General features: G+C 70.8%; 21 protein-coding genes. 8 read left to right on the forward strand and 13 right to left on the reverse strand.

Features of this window, described 5'->3' with window-relative positions; translation table 11 throughout:
- The first annotated feature begins 47 nt into the window (after nt 1-47).
- Nucleotides 48-596, forward strand: a complete 549-nt coding sequence (locus tag ACFYY2_RS16000; protein WP_388742663.1) for a bacterial proteasome activator family protein — start codon at nt 48-50, stop codon at nt 594-596.
- An 85-nt stretch (nt 597-681) separates the two neighbouring features.
- Here ACFYY2_RS16000 and ACFYY2_RS16005 read toward each other — a convergent pair whose 3' ends face one another.
- From ACFYY2_RS16005 to pdhA, 7 genes are all read right to left on the reverse strand, one after another.
- Nucleotides 682-1,668 carry an NAD(P)H-quinone oxidoreductase gene (locus ACFYY2_RS16005; protein WP_388742666.1) on the reverse strand — a complete coding sequence of 329 codons (987 nt, stop codon included), beginning with the start codon at nt 1,666-1,668 and terminating at the stop codon, nt 682-684.
- A 284-nt stretch (nt 1,669-1,952) separates the two neighbouring features.
- Nucleotides 1,953-3,095, reverse strand: a complete 1,143-nt coding sequence (locus tag ACFYY2_RS16010; protein WP_388742667.1) for a potassium channel family protein — start codon at nt 3,093-3,095, stop codon at nt 1,953-1,955.
- Nucleotides 3,053-4,795 carry a molybdopterin molybdotransferase MoeA gene (locus ACFYY2_RS16015; RefSeq protein WP_388742669.1) on the reverse strand — a complete coding sequence of 581 codons (1,743 nt, stop codon included), beginning with the start codon at nt 4,793-4,795 and terminating at the stop codon, nt 3,053-3,055. The genes ACFYY2_RS16010 and ACFYY2_RS16015 overlap by 43 nt, the downstream gene beginning before the upstream one ends.
- Nucleotides 4,792-5,670, reverse strand: a complete 879-nt coding sequence (locus ACFYY2_RS16020) for an NTP transferase domain-containing protein (RefSeq protein ID WP_388742671.1) — start codon at nt 5,668-5,670, stop codon at nt 4,792-4,794. Before ACFYY2_RS16020 ends, ACFYY2_RS16015 begins: the two co-directional genes overlap by 4 nt.
- A gap of 113 nt (nt 5,671-5,783) precedes the next feature.
- Nucleotides 5,784-7,232: a dihydrolipoamide acetyltransferase family protein gene (locus tag ACFYY2_RS16025; RefSeq protein WP_388742673.1), complete on the reverse strand. Its 1,449-nt coding sequence runs from the start codon at nt 7,230-7,232 to the stop codon at nt 5,784-5,786.
- Nucleotides 7,232-8,263 (reverse strand): alpha-ketoacid dehydrogenase subunit beta, encoded by a 1,032-nt coding sequence (locus tag ACFYY2_RS16030; RefSeq protein ID WP_388742676.1) that lies wholly within the window; start codon nt 8,261-8,263, stop codon nt 7,232-7,234. Before ACFYY2_RS16030 ends, ACFYY2_RS16025 begins: the two co-directional genes overlap by 1 nt.
- Nucleotides 8,260-9,423 (reverse strand): pyruvate dehydrogenase (acetyl-transferring) E1 component subunit alpha, encoded by a 1,164-nt coding sequence (pdhA, locus tag ACFYY2_RS16035; protein WP_388742678.1) that lies wholly within the window; start codon nt 9,421-9,423, stop codon nt 8,260-8,262. The genes ACFYY2_RS16030 and pdhA overlap by 4 nt, the downstream gene beginning before the upstream one ends.
- Nucleotides 9,424-9,634: 211 nt before the next feature.
- On the opposite strand from pdhA, the gene ACFYY2_RS16040 reads away from it, so the two are divergent.
- Nucleotides 9,635-10,156 (forward strand): Lrp/AsnC family transcriptional regulator, encoded by a 522-nt coding sequence (locus ACFYY2_RS16040; RefSeq protein WP_388742681.1) that lies wholly within the window; start codon nt 9,635-9,637, stop codon nt 10,154-10,156.
- Nucleotides 10,157-10,202: 46 nt separating this feature from the next.
- Here ACFYY2_RS16040 and ACFYY2_RS16045 read toward each other — a convergent pair whose 3' ends face one another.
- Nucleotides 10,203-10,793 (reverse strand): TetR/AcrR family transcriptional regulator, encoded by a 591-nt coding sequence (locus ACFYY2_RS16045; protein ID WP_388742683.1) that lies wholly within the window; start codon nt 10,791-10,793, stop codon nt 10,203-10,205.
- 123 nt (nt 10,794-10,916) lie between these two features.
- Between ACFYY2_RS16045 and paaN the strand changes: the two genes are divergently transcribed.
- Entirely contained in the window at nt 10,917-12,617 is a 1,701-nt protein-coding gene (gene paaN / locus ACFYY2_RS16050) for a phenylacetic acid degradation protein PaaN (RefSeq protein WP_388742686.1), read from the forward strand.
- A gap of 307 nt (nt 12,618-12,924) precedes the next feature.
- Here the strand turns inward: paaN and ACFYY2_RS16055 are convergent, their stop codons facing one another.
- Genes ACFYY2_RS16055 through ACFYY2_RS16065 form a run of 3 tightly spaced genes read right to left on the reverse strand, consistent with a single transcriptional unit; the run spans nt 12,925 to nt 15,754 of the window.
- Entirely contained in the window at nt 12,925-13,641 is a 717-nt protein-coding gene (locus tag ACFYY2_RS16055) for a TrmH family RNA methyltransferase (protein ID WP_388742688.1), read from the reverse strand.
- Nucleotides 13,638-14,927 (reverse strand): HTTM domain-containing protein, encoded by a 1,290-nt coding sequence (locus ACFYY2_RS16060; RefSeq protein WP_388742691.1) that lies wholly within the window; start codon nt 14,925-14,927, stop codon nt 13,638-13,640. Before ACFYY2_RS16060 ends, ACFYY2_RS16055 begins: the two co-directional genes overlap by 4 nt.
- A complete protein-coding gene (locus ACFYY2_RS16065) occupies nt 14,924-15,754 on the reverse strand; it encodes a DUF5819 family protein (protein WP_388742693.1) in 831 nt (276 codons plus the stop codon). Before ACFYY2_RS16065 ends, ACFYY2_RS16060 begins: the two co-directional genes overlap by 4 nt.
- A gap of 448 nt (nt 15,755-16,202) precedes the next feature.
- Here ACFYY2_RS16065 and paaA point away from each other — a divergent pair, with 448 nt between their 5' ends.
- From paaA to ACFYY2_RS16090, 5 genes are read left to right on the forward strand one after another with little or no spacing between them, the layout of a single operon-like run.
- Nucleotides 16,203-17,231, forward strand: coding sequence for a 1,2-phenylacetyl-CoA epoxidase subunit PaaA (paaA, locus tag ACFYY2_RS16070; RefSeq protein ID WP_388742695.1), 1,029 nt, complete (start codon nt 16,203-16,205; stop codon nt 17,229-17,231).
- Complete coding sequence (gene paaB / locus ACFYY2_RS16075; protein WP_327116884.1) at nt 17,228-17,518, forward strand: 1,2-phenylacetyl-CoA epoxidase subunit PaaB; 291 nt, start codon at nt 17,228-17,230, stop codon at nt 17,516-17,518. The genes paaA and paaB overlap by 4 nt, the downstream gene beginning before the upstream one ends.
- The gene (gene paaC, locus ACFYY2_RS16080; protein ID WP_388742698.1) at nt 17,515-18,216 is read left to right on the forward strand and encodes a 1,2-phenylacetyl-CoA epoxidase subunit PaaC; all 702 of its coding nucleotides are present in this window, start codon (nt 17,515-17,517) and stop codon (nt 18,214-18,216) included. Before paaB ends, paaC begins: the two co-directional genes overlap by 4 nt.
- The gene (gene paaD, locus ACFYY2_RS16085; protein ID WP_388742700.1) at nt 18,210-18,710 is read left to right on the forward strand and encodes a 1,2-phenylacetyl-CoA epoxidase subunit PaaD; all 501 of its coding nucleotides are present in this window, start codon (nt 18,210-18,212) and stop codon (nt 18,708-18,710) included. Before paaC ends, paaD begins: the two co-directional genes overlap by 7 nt.
- Nucleotides 18,711-19,772, forward strand: coding sequence for a 2Fe-2S iron-sulfur cluster-binding protein (locus ACFYY2_RS16090; RefSeq protein WP_388742703.1), 1,062 nt, complete (start codon nt 18,711-18,713; stop codon nt 19,770-19,772).
- 378 nt (nt 19,773-20,150) lie between these two features.
- On the opposite strand, the gene ACFYY2_RS16095 is transcribed toward ACFYY2_RS16090, so the two are convergent.
- Together ACFYY2_RS16095 and ACFYY2_RS16100 are read right to left on the reverse strand one after the other, a co-directional pair.
- A complete protein-coding gene (locus tag ACFYY2_RS16095; RefSeq protein ID WP_388742705.1) occupies nt 20,151-20,495 on the reverse strand; it encodes a rhodanese-like domain-containing protein in 345 nt (114 codons plus the stop codon).
- Between the two features lie 45 nt (nt 20,496-20,540).
- Nucleotides 20,541-21,545 carry a hypothetical protein gene (locus ACFYY2_RS16100; RefSeq protein ID WP_388742707.1) on the reverse strand — a complete coding sequence of 335 codons (1,005 nt, stop codon included), beginning with the start codon at nt 21,543-21,545 and terminating at the stop codon, nt 20,541-20,543.
- Between the last annotated feature and the right edge of the window lie 26 nt (nt 21,546-21,571).

Raw genomic sequence — 21,571 nt, forward strand, 5'->3', positions numbered from 1 at the left:
CGGGGGCACCACCATGTGATGAGGCCCGTGTGCGAGACAATGGCGTCATGGAGATGCCGAGGAATGAACGGTCGCAGGAGCACCCCCAAGTCCTCGTGGTGGGACAGGACGGAATGGCCATCGGGGGCGGCGGCGGGGGCGACGAATCGCGCGAGGTCCCGGTGACGGAGATGGTCGAGCAGCCCGCCAAGGTCATGCGCATCGGCAGCATGATCAAACAGCTTCTGGAAGAGGTCAGGGCGGCTCCTCTCGACGAGGCGAGCCGGGTCAGGCTGAAGGAGATCCACGCGAGCTCCGTCAAGGAGCTGGAGGACGGCCTGGCCCCGGAACTCGTGGAGGAGCTGGAGCGTCTTTCGCTGCCGTTCACCGAGGAGTCCGTCCCGTCGGAGGCCGAGCTGCGGATCGCGCAGGCTCAGCTCGTCGGCTGGCTGGAGGGCCTGTTCCACGGTATCCAGACGGCGCTGTTCGCCCAGCAGATGGCGGCGCGTGCGCAGCTGGAGCAGATGCGACGCGCTCTCCCTCCGGGCGTCGGGAGCGACGACGAGGAAGCGGTCATCGACCCCCACGGTCCGGCGCGTTCCGGCCCGTACCTGTAGACATCGGTCCACCCACCGACGACCGCGGTATCGGCATCGGGGCCCGGCACACGTGATGTGTGCCGGGCCCCGATGTCTGGGGACCTCAGGCGTTCGGCGCGGCCAGGAGGATCTTGCCGATGTGGCTGCTGGACTCCATCAGCCGATGAGCCTCCGCCGCCTCCGTCATCGGCATCGTGCGGTCGACCACCGGCCGGACGACCTCTGCGGCGATCAGCGGCCACACGTGCTCGCGTACGGCGGCGATGATCGCCGCCTTTTCCGCCAGCGGACGGGCGCGCAACGAGGTCGCTGTGACCGCGGCCCGCTTGCTCAGCAGGGCGCCCAGGTTCAGCTCGCCCTTGGCGCCGCCCTGCAGGCCGATGATGGCGAGACGGCCGTTCACCGCCAGGGCACGCACGTTGCGGTCCAGGTACTTCGCTCCGACGATGTCGAGGATGACGTCGGCCCCCGCACCGTCCGTCGCCTTGCGCAGTTCCTCGACGAAGTCCTGCTCGCGGTAGTCGATGAGGATGTCGGCGCCGAGCTCCTGGCAGCGCGCCAGCTTCTCGGGACCGCCCGCCGTGACGGCGACCCGCGCCCCGATGGCCTTGGCGAGCTGGATGGCCATGGTGCCGATACCGCTGGACCCGCCGTGGATGAGCAGGGTCTCGCCGGGGCGCAGGTGCGCCACCATGAAGACGTTGGACCAGACCGTCGCCGCCACCTCGGGCAGCGCCGCGGCCTCCGCGAGGTCCACTCCCTCAGGAACGGGGAGGAGCTGACCGGCCGGCACAGCGACCTTCTCCGCATACCCGCCCCCCGCCAGCAGTCCGCACACCTCGTCGCCCACGGACCAGCCGGACACTCCGGGGCCCAACGCCAGGATGCGGCCCGCGCACTCCAGGCCCGGATAGGGCGACGCGCCGGGCGGCGGGTTGTAGAAGCCCTGCCGCTGCAGGACATCGGCGCGGTTGACCGCGCTGGACACGACCTCGACGAGGACTTCACCTTCGCCGGGCACGGGTTCGGGGACCTCGGCCCATACGAGCGCTTCGGGACCGCCTGGTTCGGGGATCGTGATCGCATACATGGCCGCGAGGCTACTCCGTGAGGACGCCCGGGCGCCGGTGGAGCCGCCCGCGCCGTGTGCGGGTCCGGGATCGACGGTCCGTGACCGTACGGCGCGTGGTCCTACGGCTTTCGGCCTCACGGGGTCGGGTTCGCACGGCTCGCGGTCCTACAGTTCGCGGTCGTGCAACTCTCGGTCGTACGGCCCGACTTCGTACGCCCCCGCCTTCGTACGGCCCGACTTCGTACGCCCCCGTCTTCGTACGGCCCGCCTTCGTACGCCCCGCCTTCGTGGGGCGCGTGGTCCTACGGCCTCGACCCGGACTGCGGCGGGTGAACCGACTGCTGAAGGTGGATCGGTGAGGCGCGCACGATCGTGATCACCCGGTCCGTCAGCTGGAGCGGGCTGGCGGCCGGATCGTCGTAACCGATCAGCCTGTGGCCCCGCAGGACGCTGACCACCAGGTCCTCCGTCTCCCGGACGTTCTTGCCCACCTCGGCCTTTATGACCGGCCGCTCGACCAGATCGAGCCCGCTGCCCTGCTGGATGAGATCCTCCATCACCGTGCCCGCACTCGGACTCAGCACGGACAGGCCCAGCAGTCGGCCGGCGGCGCTCGCGCTGGTGATCACGGCGTCGGCGCCGGACTGCTTGAGCAGCGGCGCGTTCTCCTCCTCACGCACGGCGGCGACGATCTTCGCCCCTCGGTTGAGCTGTCGGGCGGTCAGCGTGACCAGCACCGCGGTGTCGTCCCGCTGGGTGGCGATTATGATCTGCCGCGCCTTCTGGACCTCGGCCCGCAGCAGCACATCGCTGCGCGTCGCATCGCCCTGTACGCCGACGAAGCCCTCGGCGTTGGCCGCTTCGATCACCTTGCCCGCCGGATCGACGACGACGATCTGGTCCTTCTTCAGGCCGGTGGCACACAGCGTCTGGATCGCCGAGCGGCCCTTCGTACCGAAGCCGACGACGACGGTGTGTTCACGCAAGTTGCTTCTCCAACGCTTCAGCCGGAAGTCCTCCCGGGTCCGCTCCGTCAGGACCTCGAGGGTGGTGCCGACCAGGATGATCAGGAAGAGCACGCGCAGCGGAGTCACCAGGATGACGTTGACCAGCCGCGCCGGATCGCTGTACGGGACGATGTCGCCGTACCCGGTCGTGGACAGCGTCACCGTCGCGTAGTACACGGCGTCGAGGAAGTCGACCTTGCCGTCCGCGTTGTCGTGGTACCCGCTGCGGTCGGCCCAGACGATGAAGACCGTCAGGGCCAGCACGGTCAGAGCCATCGCGAGCCGCTTGGCCACCTGACGCAACGGCCTGTCGACCACCCGGCGGGGCAGCAGCACCCGGGTCGGGACGACGTGTTCATCTGCGCGCCTGGCCATCGCGTCCTGGCCGGGAAGTTTCACGTGAAACACCCTTCCGTCCACGGCGACGCCGAGGCCCACGGTAGATCGAGGATCTCCACCTCGGTGCCGGACCGTACCCCGCCGGGCGGCACCACGGCCAGCCCGTCCGCGGCGGCGATCCCTCGCAGCATGGCCGGGCCGTTGTAGTGCAGCGGCAGGACACTGCCGTCACGGTGGACCACCGGGATCAGCCGGGTGTCGTGCGGGTGTCCGTGCACCTCTTCGTGCACCGGCGCACGGTAGGGCTCCTCAGCCGTCCGGCCGGCGATACCCCGGAGGAGCGGCTCGGCCAGGGTGAGCAGCCCGGACACCGCGGCGAGCGGGTTGCCCGGCAGGCCGACCAGACACGGTCCTTGCTCGGCGAGCCGTGCCAGGAGCATGGGATGCCCGGGGCGTACGGCCACCCCGTCGACGAGGAGCTCGGCCCCCATCCGGGCCAGGACCGGGTGGACGTGGTCCACGGGCCCGGCCGCCGTGCCACCCGTGGTGAGAATCAGGTCGGCGTCCGAGGCCACGAGTGCGCGGTGCAGTGCCTCGGCGTCGTCCCCCAGCCGCAGGGGCTCGGTGACCTCCGCTCCCAGGGCGCGGAGCCAGGGGGCGAGCATGGGGCCGAGGGCATCCCGGATGAGCCCTTCGCGCGGAAGGCCCGCGGTGAGAAGTTCGTCGCCGAGCACGAAGACGTCCACGCGGGGCCGGGGTACGGCGACGAGGGCGTCGTACCCCGCAGCGGCTGCCAGTCCGAGTACGGGCGGGGTCACCACCGTTCCGACGGGCAGGAGTTCGTCACCGGAACGGCACTCCTGACCCCGGGGCCGGATGTCCTGCCCCGGTACGACGTCGCGGGTCGCGTGCAGCAGCCCCTTGGCCTCGTCGGCGTGTGCGTGCTCACTGCGGATCACGGCCGTGGCGTCGGCGGGAATGCGGGCACCCGTGGCGATTCTGGACGCCTCCCCGTCGGGCAACCGCTCGACGGCCCCCCGTCCGGCGAGCAGCCCCGCGCCCTCCTGCACGGACCACGGCCCCGGCCCTGCGACGACCCAGCCGTCCATGGCCGAGGTGTCGAACGGCGGCAGGTCGGTGAGCGCGACCACGCGCTCCGCCAGGACGTGCCCCAGGGCACGGTCCAGCGGGAGTCGAAGGGCAGCCAGGGGGGCGGCCCGACCCAGACGCTCGGCCAGGGCACGCGCCTCGGCCCAGGGGGTGGCCCGGCTCGTGTGGGACGTGGACGAGGCGGCCGCCCCGCGTGCCGACGGCGCCGACACGTGGCGATGCGCGGCACCGAGGGCCGAGGAGTCCTGGCCGGAGGGCGCAATGCCGGGGGCCGCGATCCCGGGGGCCGCGATGCCAGGGGGAGGGGGAGGGGAACTTCCGACGCGTTCGGCCGAGGCGGATGCCGGTGCCGCTGCCGCTGCCGCTGCCGACACTGGCACAGCATCGCGCGAACGCTCCGAGGGCCGCGCATCGTGGCCGGAGCTGCCCGACACCGGGTGCGCCACCTGCGGTTGCCGGGCTACGAGAGCGAGGGCCTGAGCGACGGCACGCTCCTCCTCTTCGGCTTCCCGCTTCTCCCGGGCCGCCCGGTCCTCCTCCGCCGTCCGTACGGTCCGCGGCGTCCGGTCCTCCACTCGGCCTGCTCGATCCGCCTGCGTCAGGCGGGCGCCTCGGTTCGGCGGAGCATCGCCGTCCCGCTCCACACCAGGGCTTCGGGGCGGCCGGGCATCGCCGTCCTGCGCCGTCATGGCGTTCCGGGCTCGCTGCCCGGTGCCGCCGCCTCCTCCGCCCACCGGAGCGCGAGGGCCGCGGCCTTGCGGGACGCCTCCGCCACGGCTTCCGCAGCGGCCTCGGGGCTCTTCCCACTGCTCGCCATGGCCGCCGCGTATCCCACCAGGAACGTGGTCAGGGGCGCGGCGGGCCGGGCGACGCCGTGCGCGGCGTCACGGGCGAGGTCGAGGAGGGCGCCGGTGTCGACGTCGAGGTCGATGCCCAGCTCGTTCTTGACTGCGGTGATCCATTCGTCCAGCACGGTCCCATGCTCCCTGATCCGCGCTCTGGCGGCAGCAATGTCTTCCCAGGTGTCGCAGTCGAAAGAGGCGAGCGGTCCCGCCTCCACCCGGGCCAGGTCCAGTTCAGCCGTCAGCAGGCGCAGCGGAAGGCCCGCGAGGCTGCCGTGCTCCGTAGCGAGCAGAGCCAGCTCGCGTCGCAGCGGCTCGGCGCGGTACACGGCGACCAGCGGCTGGTCGCGACCGTCCGGATCGGTGCACAACGCGCCCTCCCGGACTCCCGACCCGGCCGCGGTCAGCAACGAACGGACCGTCGCCTCCCCCAGAAAGGGCAGATCCGCGGAGAGCACCAGAACGTTCGCCGCCTCCGTCTCCCGGACACCGGCGCCCAGAGCCGCCAACGGGCCGCCGCCCTCGGGCACTTCACGGGTCCATGTGACGGGACGCGCGGTCGGTCTCCGACCGCCGACCACCACCGTGGAACCGGCGTCGGCGCACACGGAGAGAACCCGGTCGAGCAGGGCGCGGCCGCCCACACGAAGACCCGGCTTGTCGGCTCCCCCGAGCCGCTTCGCGGCTCCCCCGGCAAGAACGATGGCGTCATACGCGGTCATGACCCGAGTATGCGGGCCGCACACGGACTGTGGTCCCCCCGGGAACCCGAAAGGTCGCCGGAGGGACCGAACTCACAGTCGGGCCGGACGGAAGGGCCGCCCGACCGCTGCGCCTACAGCGTCCGCAACAGCACCGCCGGGTGCTCCACGCAGTCCGCCACGTACCGCAGGAAGCCTCCCGCGGTGCCGCCGTCGCAGACCCGGTGGTCGAAGGTCAGCGACAGCTGCACGACCTGGCGGACGGCCAGTTCACCCTCGTGCACCCAGGGCTTGGCCATGATCCGGCCGACCCCGAGCATCGCCGCCTCGGGGTGGTTGATGATCGGCGTCGAGCCGTCCACACCGAACACGCCGTAGTTGTTCAGCGTGAACGTCCCACCGGTGAGCTGCGCCGGCGTGAGCTTCCCCGTCCGCGCCGCCTCGGTCAGCCGGGCGATCTCCGCGCCGATCGACTCCGCGTTCCGTGTGTGCGCGTCGCGCACAACCGGGACCACCAGGCCCCGCTCGGTCTGCGCGGCGAAGCCCAGGTGGACGCCCGGCAGCCTGACGATCTCCCGGACCTCGGTGTCCACGGTGGCGTTCAGCTCGGGGAACCGGGCCAGAGCCGCCGTACAGATGCGGGCCAGCAGCGCCAGCACCGACACCTTCGGACCGGCGGCGGACCCGCCTGCGGCGTTCATGGCCGCCCTCGCCGCCATCAGTTCGGTGGCGTCCGCGTCGACCCAGCAGGTGGCATCCGGAATCTCGCGTCTGCTGCGCGCCAGCTTCTCGGCGACCGCACCGCGCACTCCGCGCAAGGGGATCCGCTCACCCTCCGGTGCCTGCCGTGGCGCCTCACCGGGTACGGCGGCAAGGACCACGTCCTCCAGCGGGGACTGCGCGCTCTTGATGGCGGACTCCACGTCACTGCGCAGAATCAGCCCGTCCCGTCCCGAACCGGCGATCTGCCGGAGATCGAGGTCGTGCTGCCTTGCCAGCTTCCGCACCAGCGGCGAGATGACGGCGACGGGGCCCGTCGGCGCCGCCACCACCGCGGAGGCGGGAGTCGCTGCCGCAGCGGACACCGGAGCCACCACTGATGCCGGAACGGCAGCCGGGGAGGGACCGGGGCCGGAGGAGCCGGCCGAGGACGACACCTGCGCCGGCCTGATCCTGCGGCGCCGCGCGGCCGGTGCGCCCGTGCCGTAGCCGACGAGTACGTTGCCGGAGCCCTCGCCGTCCACGCCGGACACATCCCCGGACGCGTCCGAGGCCGGGCCGGTCGCAGCCGTGCCGTCCACGACGGGACTCACCGTGCCGTCCGTACCGGAGCTCACCGAGCCGACCGCGACCGTCAGCAGCGGTGCACCGACCGGCAGTTCAGCACCCTCCGCGCCGAAGCGTGCGGTCACCACCCCACCGTACGGACACGGCACCTCCACCATGGCCTTGGCCGTCTCGACCTCGACGACCGGCTGGTCGATGGCCACGACATCGCCCACCTCCACCAGCCAGCGCACGATCTCGGCCTCGGTCAGCCCCTCGCCCAGATCAGGCAGCCTGAATTCGAGTACCTGCGCCATCAGCTGTCCGCCTCCCACTGAAGACGGGCCACCGCGTCGAGCACCCGGTCCACGCCCGGCAGATGGTGCCGCTCCTGCATCGGCGGCGGGTAGGGGATGTCGAACCCGGCGACCCGCAGGACCGGCGCCTCCAGGTGGTGGAAGCAGCGCTCTGTCACCCGTGCAGCGATCTCCCCTCCGGGACCACCGAAGCCGGAGGACTCGTGGACCACCACGGCGCGGCCCGTACGCCGGACCGACGCCGCGACGGTCTCGTCGTCGAACGGCACCAGCGAACGCAGATCGACCACTTCCAGATCCCAGCCCTCGGCCGTGGCCGCCTCGGCGGCCTCCAGGCACACCGGGAGGGACGGGCCGTACGTGATCAGGGTGGCGCTGCGGCCGGGTCGACGGACCACGGCGCGGCCGATCGGCTCGACCTGCGCCGGCGCCTCCGGCGACCAGTCGGACTTCGACCAGTAGAGACGCTTGGGCTCCAGGAAGACCACCGGGTCGTCGGACGCGATCGACTCCCTCAGCAGCCCGTAGGCGTCTTCGACCGTGGCGGGCATGACGACGTGCAGCCCCGGTGTCGCCATGTAGTACGCCTCGGAGGAGTCGCTGTGGTGCTCGACCCCACCGATCCCGCCGCCGTACGGCACCCGCACCGTGATCGGCAGCGGCATGGCACCCGCGGTGCGGTTCCGCATCTTGGCGACGTGGCTGATCAACTGCTCGAAGGCGGGATAGGCGAAGGCGTCGAACTGCATCTCCACCACGGGGCGCAGACCGTACATCGCCATGCCCACGGCGGCGCCCAGGATCCCCGCCTCCGCGAGAGGGGTGTCCGTGCAGCGGTCGTCGCCGAACTCCTTCGCCAGGCCGTCCGTGACGCGGAAGACGCCTCCGAGCGTGCCGACGTCCTCGCCCAGGACGTGCACCGTCGGATCCGCCGCCATCGCGTCCCTCAGCGCCCGTCCGAGCGCCTGCGCCATCGTGGCCGGCTTGGCCCTGCCGGTCCGTTCACCGGCCGTCGCCGCAGCGGTGCTCATCGCCGTTCCTCCACGCCGTTCTCCTCCAGCGGGTCATGCCCGGCGGCCAGCTCGCCCCGCAGCATCTCCGCCTGCTCGCGCAGTTGTCCGGTCCGCTTCTCGTAGACATGGGCGAACAGGTCCATCGGATCGAGCACCGGATCGGCGTTCATCTGCTCCCGCAGGCCTTCGGCCATGCGCTCAGCCGCCTCGCGCACCGTCGCGATGCCTTCCTCGTCCAGCAGCCCGCGCCCCGTCAGCTCCCGCTCGAGAAGCCGGATGGGGTCGTGCTCGCGCCACGCCTCGACCTCGCCGTCACCGCGGTAGCGGGTGGCGTCGTCGGCGTTCGTATGGGCGTCCATGCGGTAGGTGACCGCCTCGATCAGCGTCGGTCCTTCACCTCTCCTGGCACGGGCCACGGCCTCGCCCAGGACCTGGTGCATGGCGGCCGCGTCATTGCCGTCGACCAGCCGCCCCGGCATCCCGTATCCGACGGCCTTGTGGGCCAGGGAGGGCGCGGCGGTCTGCTTGGCCAGGGGCACCGAGATCGCGAAACCGTTGTTCTGCACGAGGAAGACGACCGGAGCGCGCCAGACGGCCGCGAAGTTCAGCGCCTCGTGGAAATCGCCCTCGCTCGTCCCGCCGTCGCCGACCATGGCGAGCGCCACCACGTCGTCTCCCTTGAGGCGCGCGGCGTGTGCCAGGCCGACGGCGTGCGGCAGCTGCGTGGCCAGAGGGGTGCACAGCGGGGCGATGCGGTGCTCACGCGGGTCGTAACCCGTGTGACGGTCGCCGCGCAGCAGGGTCAGGGCCTCGACCGGGTCCAGGCCCCGAGCCACGGCGGCGAGGGTGTCGCGATAGCTCGGGAAGAGCCAGTCGCGCTCCTCCAGCACCAGCGCCGCGGCGATCTCACACGCCTCCTGGCCGGTGCTCGACGGATACACCGCGAGCCTTCCCTGCTTCGTCAGAGCCGTGGCCTGCGTGTTGTACCGGCGGCCGCGCACGAGCTCCGCGTAGAGCCGCAGCAGCAGCTCGGGGTCGGCGTCGGCCGCGGCGTCGGTGCCGAGCACGCGGTACGGCTCGGGGTCCGGGAGCAGCGGCGCGGGATCGGTGAGCGGCTTCCAGGCCGGGGGCGGCGTGGGCCTGTAGGCGGCTGCGCCGGGCAGCTCTTGGACCGTCATGACAAGCACCTCCTGGCATCGAGATATATCGAGGGGTGTCGAAATCCGCTGGAATGTCGGAGCGTGGGCGAGGCAACGGTGTGGCGTGCCTCACCAACCGATTGTTCGGTCGCGGCGGCAATTTGGCTACAGGCACCTCCAGCCTGTGGACAAACGGTTCTCCACAGCCTGGGATAGGAGCAGGTCGTCCACAACAGGGAGGCGCGGGCAGATGGCAGCTGAACAAATGGCTGACCGGGGCACGGATCCCGGCCGGACTCCGCCCGCACGACCGCTGGACTCCACCGACCGGGCCATCCTCCGCATCCTCCAGACGGACGGCCGGGCCTCGGTGCGGGCCGTCGCCGAGCGTGTCCACGTGTCGCGGGCCAACGCGTACGCGCGGATCAACCGGCTGGTCGAGGACGGCGTCATCCGCGGCTTCAGCGCCCGCGTGAACCACGAACGGGCGGGAGAGGCTGCCTCCGCCTACATCACGCTCAAAATCGTCCAGAATTCATGGCGCACCGTGCGCGAACAGCTCCAGGCCCTGCCGGGCGCCACTCACATCGCGCTGGTCAGCGGCGACTTCGACGTCCTGCTGCTCGTGCACACTCCCGACAACCAAACTCTGCGGGAACTCGTCCTCACCCGGATCCAGGCCATACCGGAGGTACTCTCCACCCGCACCCTGCTGGTGTTCGAGGAGACCGATCTGGGTCCGCGCCCGGACCGCCCGGCGGAACTCGCCTGAGGGGCGCCACCGGACCCGGTGGACGGGAGGGCCGCAGGCCCGGTGATCAGCCGGCGCGCATGCCCTCGAACGCGAGCCGCACGACCGTGTCGGCGAGCTGATCCGCCTCCGGGGAGCCGCCCTGCTGCGGCCTGTACCACTCGACCAGCGAGTTCACCATGCCGAAGAGCAGCCGGGTGGCGAGGCGTATGTCCACGTCGGCGCGCAGGTCGCCCTCCGCCACCGCGGCCTTGAGCAGCTCGGACACCCGCTGGTCGAACTCGCGCCGCCGCTCCAGGGCCCAGCGCTCGGTCCGGGTGTTGCCGCGCACCCGCAGCAGCAGCGTGACGTACGGCAGCTCGCCCATGAGGACCTCGACCGTGCGGCGGGTGACGTACTCGACCCGGGCTATCGCCCGTCCCCGTGTCGCCCCCGCCTCGTCGAGAATGCCGAAAAGCCCGTCGAGCGCCCGGCTGACCGCCCGCCGCAGCAGCTCCTCCTTGCCCGCCACATGGTGGTAGATGGAGGACTTGGAGATGCCCGCCGCCTTGGAAAGATGCTCCATGGACGTGCCGTCGTAGCCGCGCTCGTTGAAGACGCGGACGGCAACGGTGAGGAGCGTCTCCGGGGTGTACGTGTCCCGCTTGGGCGTGGTCATGTCCGCGATCCTCCCCCATGAGTTGTCCACAGGTTCCTTGGGGCCCCTTGTCCCGACCGATCGTTCGGTTACTCTAACTCCATCCGTACACACCCGCCCGGCTCGACGAGGAGTTGGTCCGTGATGGCCCCCGCGCTTTCCCCCGAAAAGCTGTCCGAGATCCACCGCCCGACGCTCGACCAGGCGCTCGACGCGATCCGCACGCGCGCGTACTGGTCCCCGCACCCCGAGCACCCGAAGGCCTACGGCGAGGACGGCCTCCCCGGCAGCCTCGGAGCCGCCGAGGGCAAAGCCGCGTTCGACGCGGTGCTCAACACCCGCATCGATCTCGGGCAGCCCGGCACCGACGGGTGGACCGGCGGGGAGACCTCGCCGTACGGGCCGAAGCTCGGCGTCGAGTACCCGCACGCCGACCCGGACGTCCTGCTCCCCGCGATGAGCGCCGCCATGGGCTCCTGGCGTGCGGCCGGGCCCGAGACACGGGCGCTGGTCTGCCTGGAGATCCTCGCGCGCATCAGCGGGCGTACACATGAGCTGGCCCACGCGGTGATGCACACAAGTGGGCAGGCCTTCGTGATGGCGTTCCAGGCCGGCGGCCCGCACGCCCAGGACCGCGGCCTCGAGGCGGTGGCGTACGCCTACGCGGAGCAGACGCGCACACCGGGCACCGCGGACTGGTCCAAGCCGCAGGGCAAGCGCGACCCGCTCCAGCTGCACAAGTCGTTCACGGCGGCCGGACGCGGTGTCTCACTGATGATCGGCTGCAACACCTTCCCCACCTGGAACGGCTACCCGGGCCTCTTCGCATCGCTCGCGACCGGCAACCCGGTGCTGGTCAAGCCCCACCCGAGGGCCGTCCTGCCGCTCGCGCTCACCGTCCAGCTCGCACGCGAGGTGCTGGCCGAGGCGGGATTCGACCCCAACCTCGTCGCGCTGGCGACCGAGCACCCGGGCGAGGGCATCGCCAAGACCCTGGCGGTTCGGCCCGAGATCAAGATCATCGACTACACGGGCTCCACGGCCTTCGGTGACTGGCTGGAGGCCAACGCCCGGCAGGCTCAGGTCTACACGGAGAAGGCCGGCGTCAACACCGTGGTCCTCCACTCCACGGACGACTACCGGGGCATGCTGTCCAACCTCGCCTTCTCGCTCTCCCTCTACAGCGGCCAGATGTGCACGACCCCGCAGAATCTGCTGATCCCCAAGGACGGAATCAGCACGGACGCGGGGGACAAGTCCTACGAGGCCGTGGTGGCGGACCTCGCCGACGCGGTGAGCGGGCTCCTCGGTGACGACGCCCGCGCCAACGGGCTGCTCGGCGCCCTGGTGAATCCGGACGTGAAGGCCCGGCTGGAAGCGGCATCGAGTCTGGGCGACGTCGCCCTCGCCTCGCGCCAGGTGACCAATCCCGACTTCCCCGACGCCGTGGTGCGTACACCGGTCGTGGTCAAGCTCGACGGCACCGTGTCCGACGACGGGGCGGCGTACTTCTCCGAGTGCTTCGGCCCGGTCTCCTTCGCCGTCGCTGTCGAGTCGACGGAAGCCGCCCTGGACCTGCTGCGCCGCACGATCAGGGAGAAGGGCGCCATGACGGTCGGCGCATACACCACGTCGGCGGAGGTGGAGCGCGCCATCGAGGACGTCTGCTTCGACGAGTCGGCTCAGCTCTCGCTGAACCTCACCGGCGGGGTGTTCGTCAACCAGACCGCGGCGTTCTCCGACTTCCACGGCTCGGGCGGAAACCCGGCAGCCAACGCGGCGCTCTGCGACGGGGCGTTCGTGTCCAACCGGTTCCGGGTGGTCGAGGTGCGCCGCCAGGCCTGAGTCGACGTCCGGGCGGCATCGTCCAAGAGGAATCGTCCTGGCGGCGTCACCACGGTGCCAGGAAGCGAGGGCCCGGGCCCGGTGCGGGAACAGCCGCCCGGAACGAAGGGCCGGTGGAGCGGAAGTCCGCTCCACCGGTCACGGCCCTGTGGATCAGCGACCCTGTGGACCAGGGACCTCGGTGGATCAGGGACCTCGGTGGATCAGGGACCTCGGTGGATCAGGGACGTCATGGGTCAACGGGCCTTGACGGATCAACGGGCCCTGCTTGATGGGGCGAGGGCCTTGTGGGTCAGGGCCTTGGAGATCAGGGGCCTTGTGGGTCAGGGGCCGGGATGTCGGCGTACCGCTGCACCCAGGCGTGCATGGCGATGGCGGCGGCGGCTCCCGCGTTGATCGACCGCGTGGAGCCGAACTGCGCGATCGAGCACACCATGGAAGCGTGCTCGCGCGCCTCTTCCGTGAGCCCCGGACCCTCCTGCCCGAACAGGAGCACACACCGGCGCGGAAGCTCGGTCCGCTCCAGCGGTACCGCCCCGGGAAGGTTGTCGATCCCGATGATCGGGAGGCCTTCGGCCTCCGCCCATGCGGTCAGGTCAGCCGTGTCCGGGTGGTGCCGCACGTGCTGGTAGCGGTCGGTGACCATCGCTCCCCGGCGATTCCAGCGCCGTCGCCCCACGATGTGGATCTCCTTGGCAAGGAAGGCGTTGGCGGTGCGGACCACCGAGCCGATGTTGAAGTCATGACCCCAGTTCTCCACCGCCACGTGGAAGTCGTGGCGCCGGAGATCGAGATCGGCGACGATCGCCTCCCGCGTCCAGTAACGGTAGGCGTCACCCACGTTGCGCCGGTCCCCGTTCGCGAGGAGCTCGGGGTCGTAGCGGCCTCCTTCGGGCCACGGAAGCGGATGCGGCCCGACACCGATCTCGCTGCCGTAACCGTCGTCGTACTGGACCGGTTCCACGTGCGGGTCGGTCGCCGGTGTCGACGGGGGTTCTTCTGTACTGCCGGTCTCGCTGGTCACCCGACGAGCGTATGGCCCGTGCCCCCGCCGCCGCGCGGTGCCTCCCCCTCGCCCACGGCAGGGCCTCGCTGCGCGGGTACGACGCGCCGGGGCTTCGAAGCCCGCCCGCCCTTCGAAGCCCGGGAGAACAGCTGCCGCCGGCCCAGCGTGACCGCGCGCCCGAGCCAGACGAGGAAGACCGTCGGCAGGAAGACCGCGTCCGCGGCGATCATCGCCATCGAGAAGAACGGCAGGCCCAGCAGGACCGCGATCCCCGCGTGCTCACCGATCATGAGGACCAGCAGCACGTTCTTGACGCGCCGGTTGAACAGCGTGAAGGGAAAGGCGACCTGCACGATGACCGTGGCGTACGTCATCACCATGACGATCAGGGCGCTGGAGGCCACGAGGCCCGAGAGGCCGGGCCAGGGCGCGAAGTAGTCCAGCTTGAGCGGGTAGTAGATCGCGGTGCCGTCCTGCCAGCGGGTTCCCTGGATCTTGTACCAGCCGGCGGTCGCGTAGATCAGGCACACCTCCGCCATGATCACGAGCAGGGCGATGTTGTGCGCGAGGTTGGCCAGGACGTCCAGGAGCGTACGCAGCTCGTGCTCCGGCGCACGACGGCTCAGTGCCCACCAGGCGCCGTTGCCGAGCCAGAGAACCCACAGGACCGCGGGCAGCCACCAGGTGCCGCCCAGTCCACCCATCAGCGTGGCGGGGAGCAGTACGGCACCCAGGACACCCCACAGAAGCGGCCCGGTCACGTCGCGGGGCGGCCGGAGCCCCTCCGCGAGGAGCGCGGCCTGTCGGGCGGCGCGGCGCGCGTCGAGCGACCAGACCCGCGCGCAGCGCGTCAGCACGAGGTAGATCGCCATGAGATGGATGACGTTGTCGCCACCGTCGCCCATGAAGATGCTGCGGTTCTGGAGGGAGAGCACCCCCGTCATGAACAGCACGGACGTGAGTCGCGTCCGCCAGCCGACCATCAGCAGCCCGGCGGACACCAGCGTGAGCGCGTAGACGAACTCGAACCAGACCGTGCTGTCCGACCACATCAGCACGGTGAAACCACCGTTGTTGGAAAGAAGCCCGCGTGCCATGTCCCAGCTCCACGGTCCGTCAGGGCCGTAGAGCTCGCGGCGGTGGGGCAGTTCCCGGAGCAGGAAGAGCAGACAGGTCGCGGAGATCCCGATCCTGACGACAGCGCTCTGATAGGCGCCGAGAGGCCCCTCGGTGATGCGCTGGACGGCGCGGGTCACCGAACTGCCCGCGTTCTCGCGGACACGGGTCGCGGTGGAGGCGCTCACTGCTGCCCCCTCCCGTCGCGGGGTGCCTGCTCCGCCGTGTGCGTGCCCGGGAGATCCGACGGCCTGACGGTCCACCACGGGAGCACCCGGTAGCGGGGGTCGGTACTGATCTTCTCGTCGCTCCACGACGGGGCTCCCAGCGAACGTACGACGGATCGCACCTGTATCCGCTCGACCCTGCCGGCCAGGTCGTGATCGGCGAGGCGCAGCATGACGATGCGGCGGATGTAGCGCTCGGACAGGTCCCCGCGGAGACCGTTGGAACGGTTCTCGTCGTCGTGGGACCCGGTGAAGAAGTCCCAGGCACGACGGAGCTCGTTCTGGTCGACATGGCTGGGGAGAACGTTGCCGCGTATCGCCGCCCCGTCCTCTCGTGAGAGGTCGATCCAGCGCGTGGTGCTGTGCGCGCCGGAATGGGCCACCTCCGCGCGCACCTGGACCGCGATGTTCTGCTGGAGCGGATTGGGGGCGAACAGTTTCCAGTTCTGCTCGAACTCGGGGTACACCCAGTCGTCGACCACCGCGCCGTGCTGCTTCGTCAGCGTGTTGGACGGTGCGACATGCAGAAAGATCATGGCGATGTGTCCGCAGGCCACCACGCCCATGGCAGCCAGCGCGATCGCGGCGACGATCTGATACCGCAGTGAGAGTCCCGCTATGCCGCCTCCGCCCGGACGCCGGGCTCGCCCCTCGGTCACGGACGTGGCGCCGGAGGACGTCTCCGTGGTGACCGGCGTCCGGCGATCGTCCGGAGGGTCGCCCGCCATGGACGGCGGTCCTGGGAGTTCGTCCGTCTCCGCGCCGTGTTCCGGACGGGTTCCCGCCACGGACGCGGGCTCCGCCGGCCCGTCCGGCCGCCCGTCCGGCGAGGCCGCAGGCCACGGACGGGCGCGGGGGGCCGGTATCCCCGCCTGTGTGTCGTCCGGCTCCGGCCCGGGGGCGCCGTGGTCCGGGGCCGGGGCGGCTCCCGATTCCCCGGCACGTTCCGCGTTCACGCCCGCGTCCTGCCCCGTGTCGGGCCCCGCGTCTCGCTCTGCGTCGAGCCCCGCGTCCTGCTCTGCGTCCGGCTCACGGTCGCGCGCAGGATCCGGGTGATTCGTCACTCCGGGCCAGGAGCGCTTGCTGCCGCTTCCGGCGTGCCCACCGCGCTCCGCATCCATGCCGCCCCGTTCACCGTCGATCACCACTCAGTTATCCACAGGGTTGACACCCTACGGGCCCCCGACTCACCATTGAAGCCAAGGAACCGAACGATCGGTCGGTAGGGAGCCCGGGATGGCGGCAGTGACTGCGGACCAGACGACGCAGAGGACAGCGGACACAGCGGACCCGATGGACGCGGCGCGCACCGCGGCCTTCGACGCCGCGGTGGCGGCCGACGACCGGATCGAGCCCAGGGACTGGATGCCCGACGCGTACCGGGCCACGCTGGTCCGCCAGATGGCCCAGCACGCGCATTCCGAGATCATCGGCATGCAGCCCGAGGCCAACTGGATCTCGCGGGCCCCCTCCTTGCGCCGTAAAGCGATCCTGATGGCGAAGGTGCAGGACGAGGCGGGGCACGGCCTGTACCTGTACAGCGCCGCCGAGACGCTGGGGACCAGCCGCGAGGAGCTGCTCGACAAGCTGCACGCCGGCCGGCAGCGCTATTCGTCGATCTTCAACTACCCCACGCTGACCTGGGCGGACGTCGGTGCCATCGGCTGGCTGGTGGACGGCGCGGCGATCACGAACCAGGTTCCGCTCTGCCGCTGCTCCTACGGACCGTACGCACGGGCGATGATCCGCATCTGCAAGGAGGAGTCCTTCCACCAGCGCCAGGGTTACGAGCTGCTGCTCGCCCTCAGCCGGGGCACCACGGCCCAGCACGAGATGGCGCAGGACGCGGTGAACCGCTGGTGGTGGCCGTCCTTGATGATGTTCGGCCCGCCCGACGACTCCTCGTCGCACTCCGCCCAGTCGATGGCCTGGAAGATCAAGCGCCACTCCAACGACGAGCTGCGCCGGCGCTTCGTCGACATCTGTGTCCCGCAGGCGGAGGCACTGGGTCTCAGCCTCCCGGACCCCGACATCCGGTGGAACGAAGAGCTCGGGCAGCACGACTACGGGGCCATCGACTGGACGGAGTTCCAGGAGGTCCTCAAGGGCAACGGCCCATGCAACGAACAACGGCTCGCCCAGCGGCGCACCGCCCACGAGGAGGGCGCGTGGGTCCGTGACGCAGCCGCCGCATACGCACAGAAGCACGCGGTACGGGCCGGAACCGCCGGCGCCGCCGCCCAGCCCGTGGAGGCGACCGCATGAGCAGCTCGACCGACTGGCCCCTGTGGGAGGTGTTCGTGCGATCCCGGCGCGGGCTGTCCCACACCCACGCGGGCAGCCTGCACGCGCCGGACGCCGAAATGGCCCTGCGCAACGCCCGTGATCTGTACACCCGCCGCTCGGAGGGCGTCTCCATCTGGGTGGTGCCGTCCACCGAAGTCACCGCCTCGTCGCCGGACGAGAAGGACTCGTTCTTCGAACCCGCAGGGGACAAGCCGTACCGCCATCCCACCTTCTACGAGATCCCGGAAGGGGTGAAGCACCTGTGACCGCGGCTCTCGCCCTCGGCGACGACGCGCTGGTGCTCTCGCACCGGCTGGGGGAGTGGGCCGGACACGCCCCCGTGCTGGAGGAGGAGGTGGCGCTGGCCAACATCGCCCTGGACCTGCTCGGCCAGGCTCGGATGCTGCTCTCGTTCGTGGGTGACGAGGACGAGCTCGCCTTCCTCCGCGAGGAGCGGGCCTTCCGCAACGTCCAGCTGGTGGAGCAGCCCAACGGCGACTTCGCCCACACGATCGCGCGGCAGCTCTACTTCTCCGTCTATCAGCACTCCCTCTACGCACAACTAGCCTCCGGGGAAGGTGAATTCGCCGACCTGGCGGCCAAGGCCGTCAAGGAGGTCGCCTACCACCGTGACCACGCGGAGCAGTGGGTCCTCCGGCTGGGTGACGGCACGGCGGAGAGCCACGACCGCATGCAGCTCGGCCTGGACACCCTGTGGAAGTTCACCGGTGAACTGTTCGAGCCCGTCGAAGGTGTGGACGTCGAGTGGCAGGCCCTGCGTGACACCTGGCTGACCGCCGTCACCGCGGTGGTGGAGCAGGCGACCCTCTCCCTGCCGTCGGGCCCGCAGAGCGGCGCCTGGGCCGCGGGGGCGGGCAGGCAAGGCCTGCACACGGAGCCGTTCGGGCGGATGCTCGCCGAGATGCAGCATCTGCACCGCAGTCACCCGGGGGCGTCATGGTGACCACCGAGACCCCGCTGGAGGCGGAGCTGCATCGCCTGGCGGGAGCCGTGCCCGATCCCGAGCTCCCGGTCCTCACCCTCGACGAGCTGGGAGTGCTCCGCGGGGTGCGGGCCGAAAGCCCGGACCGGGTCGTCGTGCACCTGACGCCGACCTACACCGGCTGCCCGGCCATCGAGACGATGTCCGCCGACATCGAACGGGTGCTGCACGACCACGGTGTGGCCGAGGTGTCCGTCGTCACCGTCCTCGCCCCGGCCTGGTCCACGGATGACATCAGCGACGAAGGACGCCGCAAACTCACGGAGTTCGGGATAGCTCCGCCACGCCCCGGTGGCACTGCGGGCGGCCCGGTGCCACTGACGCTCTCGGTGCGCTGCCCGCACTGCGGCTCCACGGACACCGAGTTGCTCAGCAGGTTCTCCTCCACGGCGTGCAAGGCGCTGCGCCGGTGCGTGGCGTGCCTCGAACCGTTCGACCATTTCAAGGAGTTGTAGATGTTCCATCCGCTCCGGGTCAGCGCGATCGAACGGATCACGGACGACGCGGTGGCCGTCACCCTCGCCGTGCCGCCCGAGTTGCGCGAGACCTTCCGCCACAGGCCGGGCCAGCACCTGAACGTGCGCTACAGCACGGGCGGCGAGGAGATCCGGCGTTCGTACTCGATCTGTGCTCCGGCCACCGAGCAGCCGGCTGAACCTTCGCTGCGCGTGGGTATCCGTAGGGTCGACGGGGGCGCATTCTCCACGTACGCCCTCAAGGAGCTGGCCGTCGGTGATCTGATCGAGGCGATGGCGCCGATGGGGCGCTTCGTCCTCGAGCCTCGCCCCGGGCACTTCGCGGCGATCGTCGGCGGCAGCGGCATCACACCCGTGCTGTCGATCGCCGCGACGCTGCTGGCACGCGAGCCCAAGGCCCGCTTCTGCCTGCTCCGGAGCGACCGGACGGCCGCCTCGACGATGTTCCTCGACGAGGTGGCAGACCTCAAGGACCGTTATCCGGACCGCTTCCAGCTCGTGACCGTCCTGTCCCGTGAGGAGCAGGCCGCCGGTCTCCCCTCGGGCCGGCTGGACCGTGATCGGCTCACCGGCCTGCTGCCCTCTCTCCTGTCGGTGCCCGACGTGGACGGCTGGTTCCTGTGCGGCCCGTTCGGCCTGATCCGGGAGGCCGAGGGCGCGCTTCGCGCGCTCGGGGCGGACCGGACCCGCATCCACCAGGAAATCTTCCACGTCGCCGATGAAGGACTTGAACGTCCTGCGCCGGGCCGGACGACCGCTCCGGCGGAGAGCAGGCTCACGGCGACCCTTGACGGCCGTTCGGGCAGCTGGCCCGTCCAGGACGGGGAATCGCTGCTGGACACGGTGCTGCGAAGCCGCGCGGACGCTCCGTACGCCTGCAAGGGCGGAGTCTGCGGGACCTGCCGGGCGTTCCTGGTGTCGGGCGAGGTGCGCATGGACCGTAACTACGCACTCGAACCGGAGGAGACCGGCGCCGGATTCGTACTGGCCTGCCAGTCTCACCCCGTCACCTCGGAGGTAGAGATCGACTTCGACCGCTGACGGCCCGCGCGACACCTGGCCCTGCAGTGTCCGAACTGCCAGGGCCAGGCCGCCGTCAAGGCTAGGGCGCCCGCGAGGGCACGCCTGAAGCGGCCGCTGTCACCAGGGCGACCGCAGCGAGGGCACGCCGAGGCCGAGCAGCTGTGGCCGATCCGCCACAGCTCAATCGCTGGCCGCCACGCACAGACCGCCCGGGCACGCTCCATCGCACACCGACCGCCGGCTACGGATACACGGACCGTCCTGCACAGCCTGTCCTGCACAGCCTGTCGTGCACGGACCGTTGCACGCAGACCGTCGTGCCTGTAGCTCAGACACCGGCCGCCAAGCATGCGACCGCCGGTGGGGTCTCCGTGGCAAGCGGTCGGGGACCTGCCGTCAGAGGACGAAGGCCGAGTTCCCGTCGTCCGTGACCATCTTGCGGCCGGCGCCGTCCCAGGCGAGCATGCCGCCCTCGATGTTCACAGCGTCGATGCCCTGCTGTACGAGGTACTGGGTGACCTGTGCGGATCGCCCTCCCACCCGGCACATCACGTGCACACGACGACCGCCGTCCGCCGCTTCGGTCAGCTCACCGAAACGGCCGACGAAGTCACTCATCGGAATGTGCAGTGCCCCCTCGACGTGCCCAGCCGCCCACTCGTCGTTCTCCCGGACGTCCAGCACGAGGCCGTCCGACGGAACCGCGGCAACATCCACCGAGGGCAGCGGAGCGAAATTCATGGGTCTTGCCTTCTCTCGTACGTACGCGCCAAGTCACTCGAAACGCTACTGCACCAAGCCCGCCAGCTCTGCCTCGCGCTGGGCCACCTCGCTCAGGAGCTTCTCGCCGATGTCGTCCAGGAGACGGTCGGGATCGTTCGGCGCCATCCTCAGCATCGAACCGATCGCGCTCTCCTCCAGCTCCTTGGCCAGAACCGTCAGCAGTTCCTTGCGGCGGCTGAGCCAGTCCAGCCGTGCGTAGAGCTCCTCGCTCTCACTGAGCCGCAGCTCCGGTGCCACCGGCCCGGCCGCCCACTCGGCCGCCAGTTCCTTCAGCAGCTCGACGTCACCGCGTCCGTAGGCCCCGTTGACCCGCGAGATGAACTCGTCGCGCCGTGCGCGCTCCTTCTCGTCCGGCGCCAGATCCGGGTGTGCCCGGCGAGCCAGGTCGCGATAGAGCTTGCGTGCCTCCTCGCTCGGCCTGACCCGCTTGGGCGGCCGGACCGGCTGCTCCGTGAGCATGGCCGAAGCCTCGGGCGAGAGACCGTCCGAGTCCATCCAGTCGTGGAAGAGCTCGTCGACCCCGGGCATCGGCATCACGATCGCCCGTGCCTCCTGCGCCTTGCGCACGTCCTCCGGGTCCCCCGTGATCGCTGCTCGTGCCTCCGCGATCTGGGCATCGAGCTCGTCCAGCCGCGCGTACATCGGGCCGAGCTTCTGGTGGTGCAGCCGGGAGAAGTTCTCCACCTCCACGCGGAAGGTCTCCACCGCGATCTCAAACTCGATCAAGGCCTGCTCGGCCACGCGTACGGCCTTGGCGAGCCGCTCCTCCGGCCTGGGCGCGGCAGCCTCGCCCACCGGCGCCTCGCCACCCACGCCGGCACGCGTGCCGCCGTTCGGATCGGCGCCCGCTCCGTCGGCCGTGATGCTGTCCTGCTGCCCCTGGTCGCTGTCCGCCCGCAGGTCACCCTGCGACGCGTCCCGCGCGTGCTGCGGCTCGTCCTGCCGGTCCTGGTCCTGCCGGTCTTCGTCGTTCCGGGTGGTCGGCACCCCGGCGGCTTCGTGGGTCACCCGTCCAGCGTATGGCCACGGCCGAC

The sequence above is a fragment of the Streptomyces sp. NPDC001822 genome (assembly GCF_042892135.1).
Taxonomy (GTDB): Bacteria; Actinomycetota; Actinomycetes; order Streptomycetales; family Streptomycetaceae; genus Streptomyces.

What these genes read in the sequence shown, in the direction of transcription:
- ACFYY2_RS16000 (WP_388742663.1), top strand. Translation starts at nt 48, where the DNA reads ATGGAGATGCCGAGGAATGAACGGTCGCAGGAGCACCCCCAAGTCCTC.
- ACFYY2_RS16005 (WP_388742666.1), bottom strand. Translation starts at nt 1,668, where the DNA reads ATGTATGCGATCACGATCCCCGAACCAGGCGGTCCCGAAGCGCTCGTA.
- ACFYY2_RS16015 (WP_388742669.1), bottom strand. Translation starts at nt 4,795, where the DNA reads ATGACGGCGCAGGACGGCGATGCCCGGCCGCCCCGAAGCCCTGGTGTG.
- ACFYY2_RS16020 (WP_388742671.1), bottom strand. Translation starts at nt 5,670, where the DNA reads ATGACCGCGTATGACGCCATCGTTCTTGCCGGGGGAGCCGCGAAGCGG.
- ACFYY2_RS16025 (WP_388742673.1), bottom strand. Translation starts at nt 7,232, where the DNA reads ATGGCGCAGGTACTCGAATTCAGGCTGCCTGATCTGGGCGAGGGGCTG.
- ACFYY2_RS16030 (WP_388742676.1), bottom strand. Translation starts at nt 8,263, where the DNA reads ATGAGCACCGCTGCGGCGACGGCCGGTGAACGGACCGGCAGGGCCAAG.
- pdhA (WP_388742678.1), bottom strand. Translation starts at nt 9,423, where the DNA reads ATGACGGTCCAAGAGCTGCCCGGCGCAGCCGCCTACAGGCCCACGCCG.
- ACFYY2_RS16040 (WP_388742681.1), top strand. Translation starts at nt 9,635, where the DNA reads ATGGCAGCTGAACAAATGGCTGACCGGGGCACGGATCCCGGCCGGACT.
- ACFYY2_RS16045 (WP_388742683.1), bottom strand. Translation starts at nt 10,793, where the DNA reads ATGACCACGCCCAAGCGGGACACGTACACCCCGGAGACGCTCCTCACC.
- paaN (WP_388742686.1), top strand. Translation starts at nt 10,917, where the DNA reads ATGGCCCCCGCGCTTTCCCCCGAAAAGCTGTCCGAGATCCACCGCCCG.
- paaA (WP_388742695.1), top strand. Translation starts at nt 16,203, where the DNA reads ATGGCGGCAGTGACTGCGGACCAGACGACGCAGAGGACAGCGGACACA.
- paaB (WP_327116884.1), top strand. Translation starts at nt 17,228, where the DNA reads ATGAGCAGCTCGACCGACTGGCCCCTGTGGGAGGTGTTCGTGCGATCC.
- paaD (WP_388742700.1), top strand. Translation starts at nt 18,210, where the DNA reads ATGGTGACCACCGAGACCCCGCTGGAGGCGGAGCTGCATCGCCTGGCG.
- ACFYY2_RS16090 (WP_388742703.1), top strand. Translation starts at nt 18,711, where the DNA reads ATGTTCCATCCGCTCCGGGTCAGCGCGATCGAACGGATCACGGACGAC.
- ACFYY2_RS16095 (WP_388742705.1), bottom strand. Translation starts at nt 20,495, where the DNA reads ATGAATTTCGCTCCGCTGCCCTCGGTGGATGTTGCCGCGGTTCCGTCG.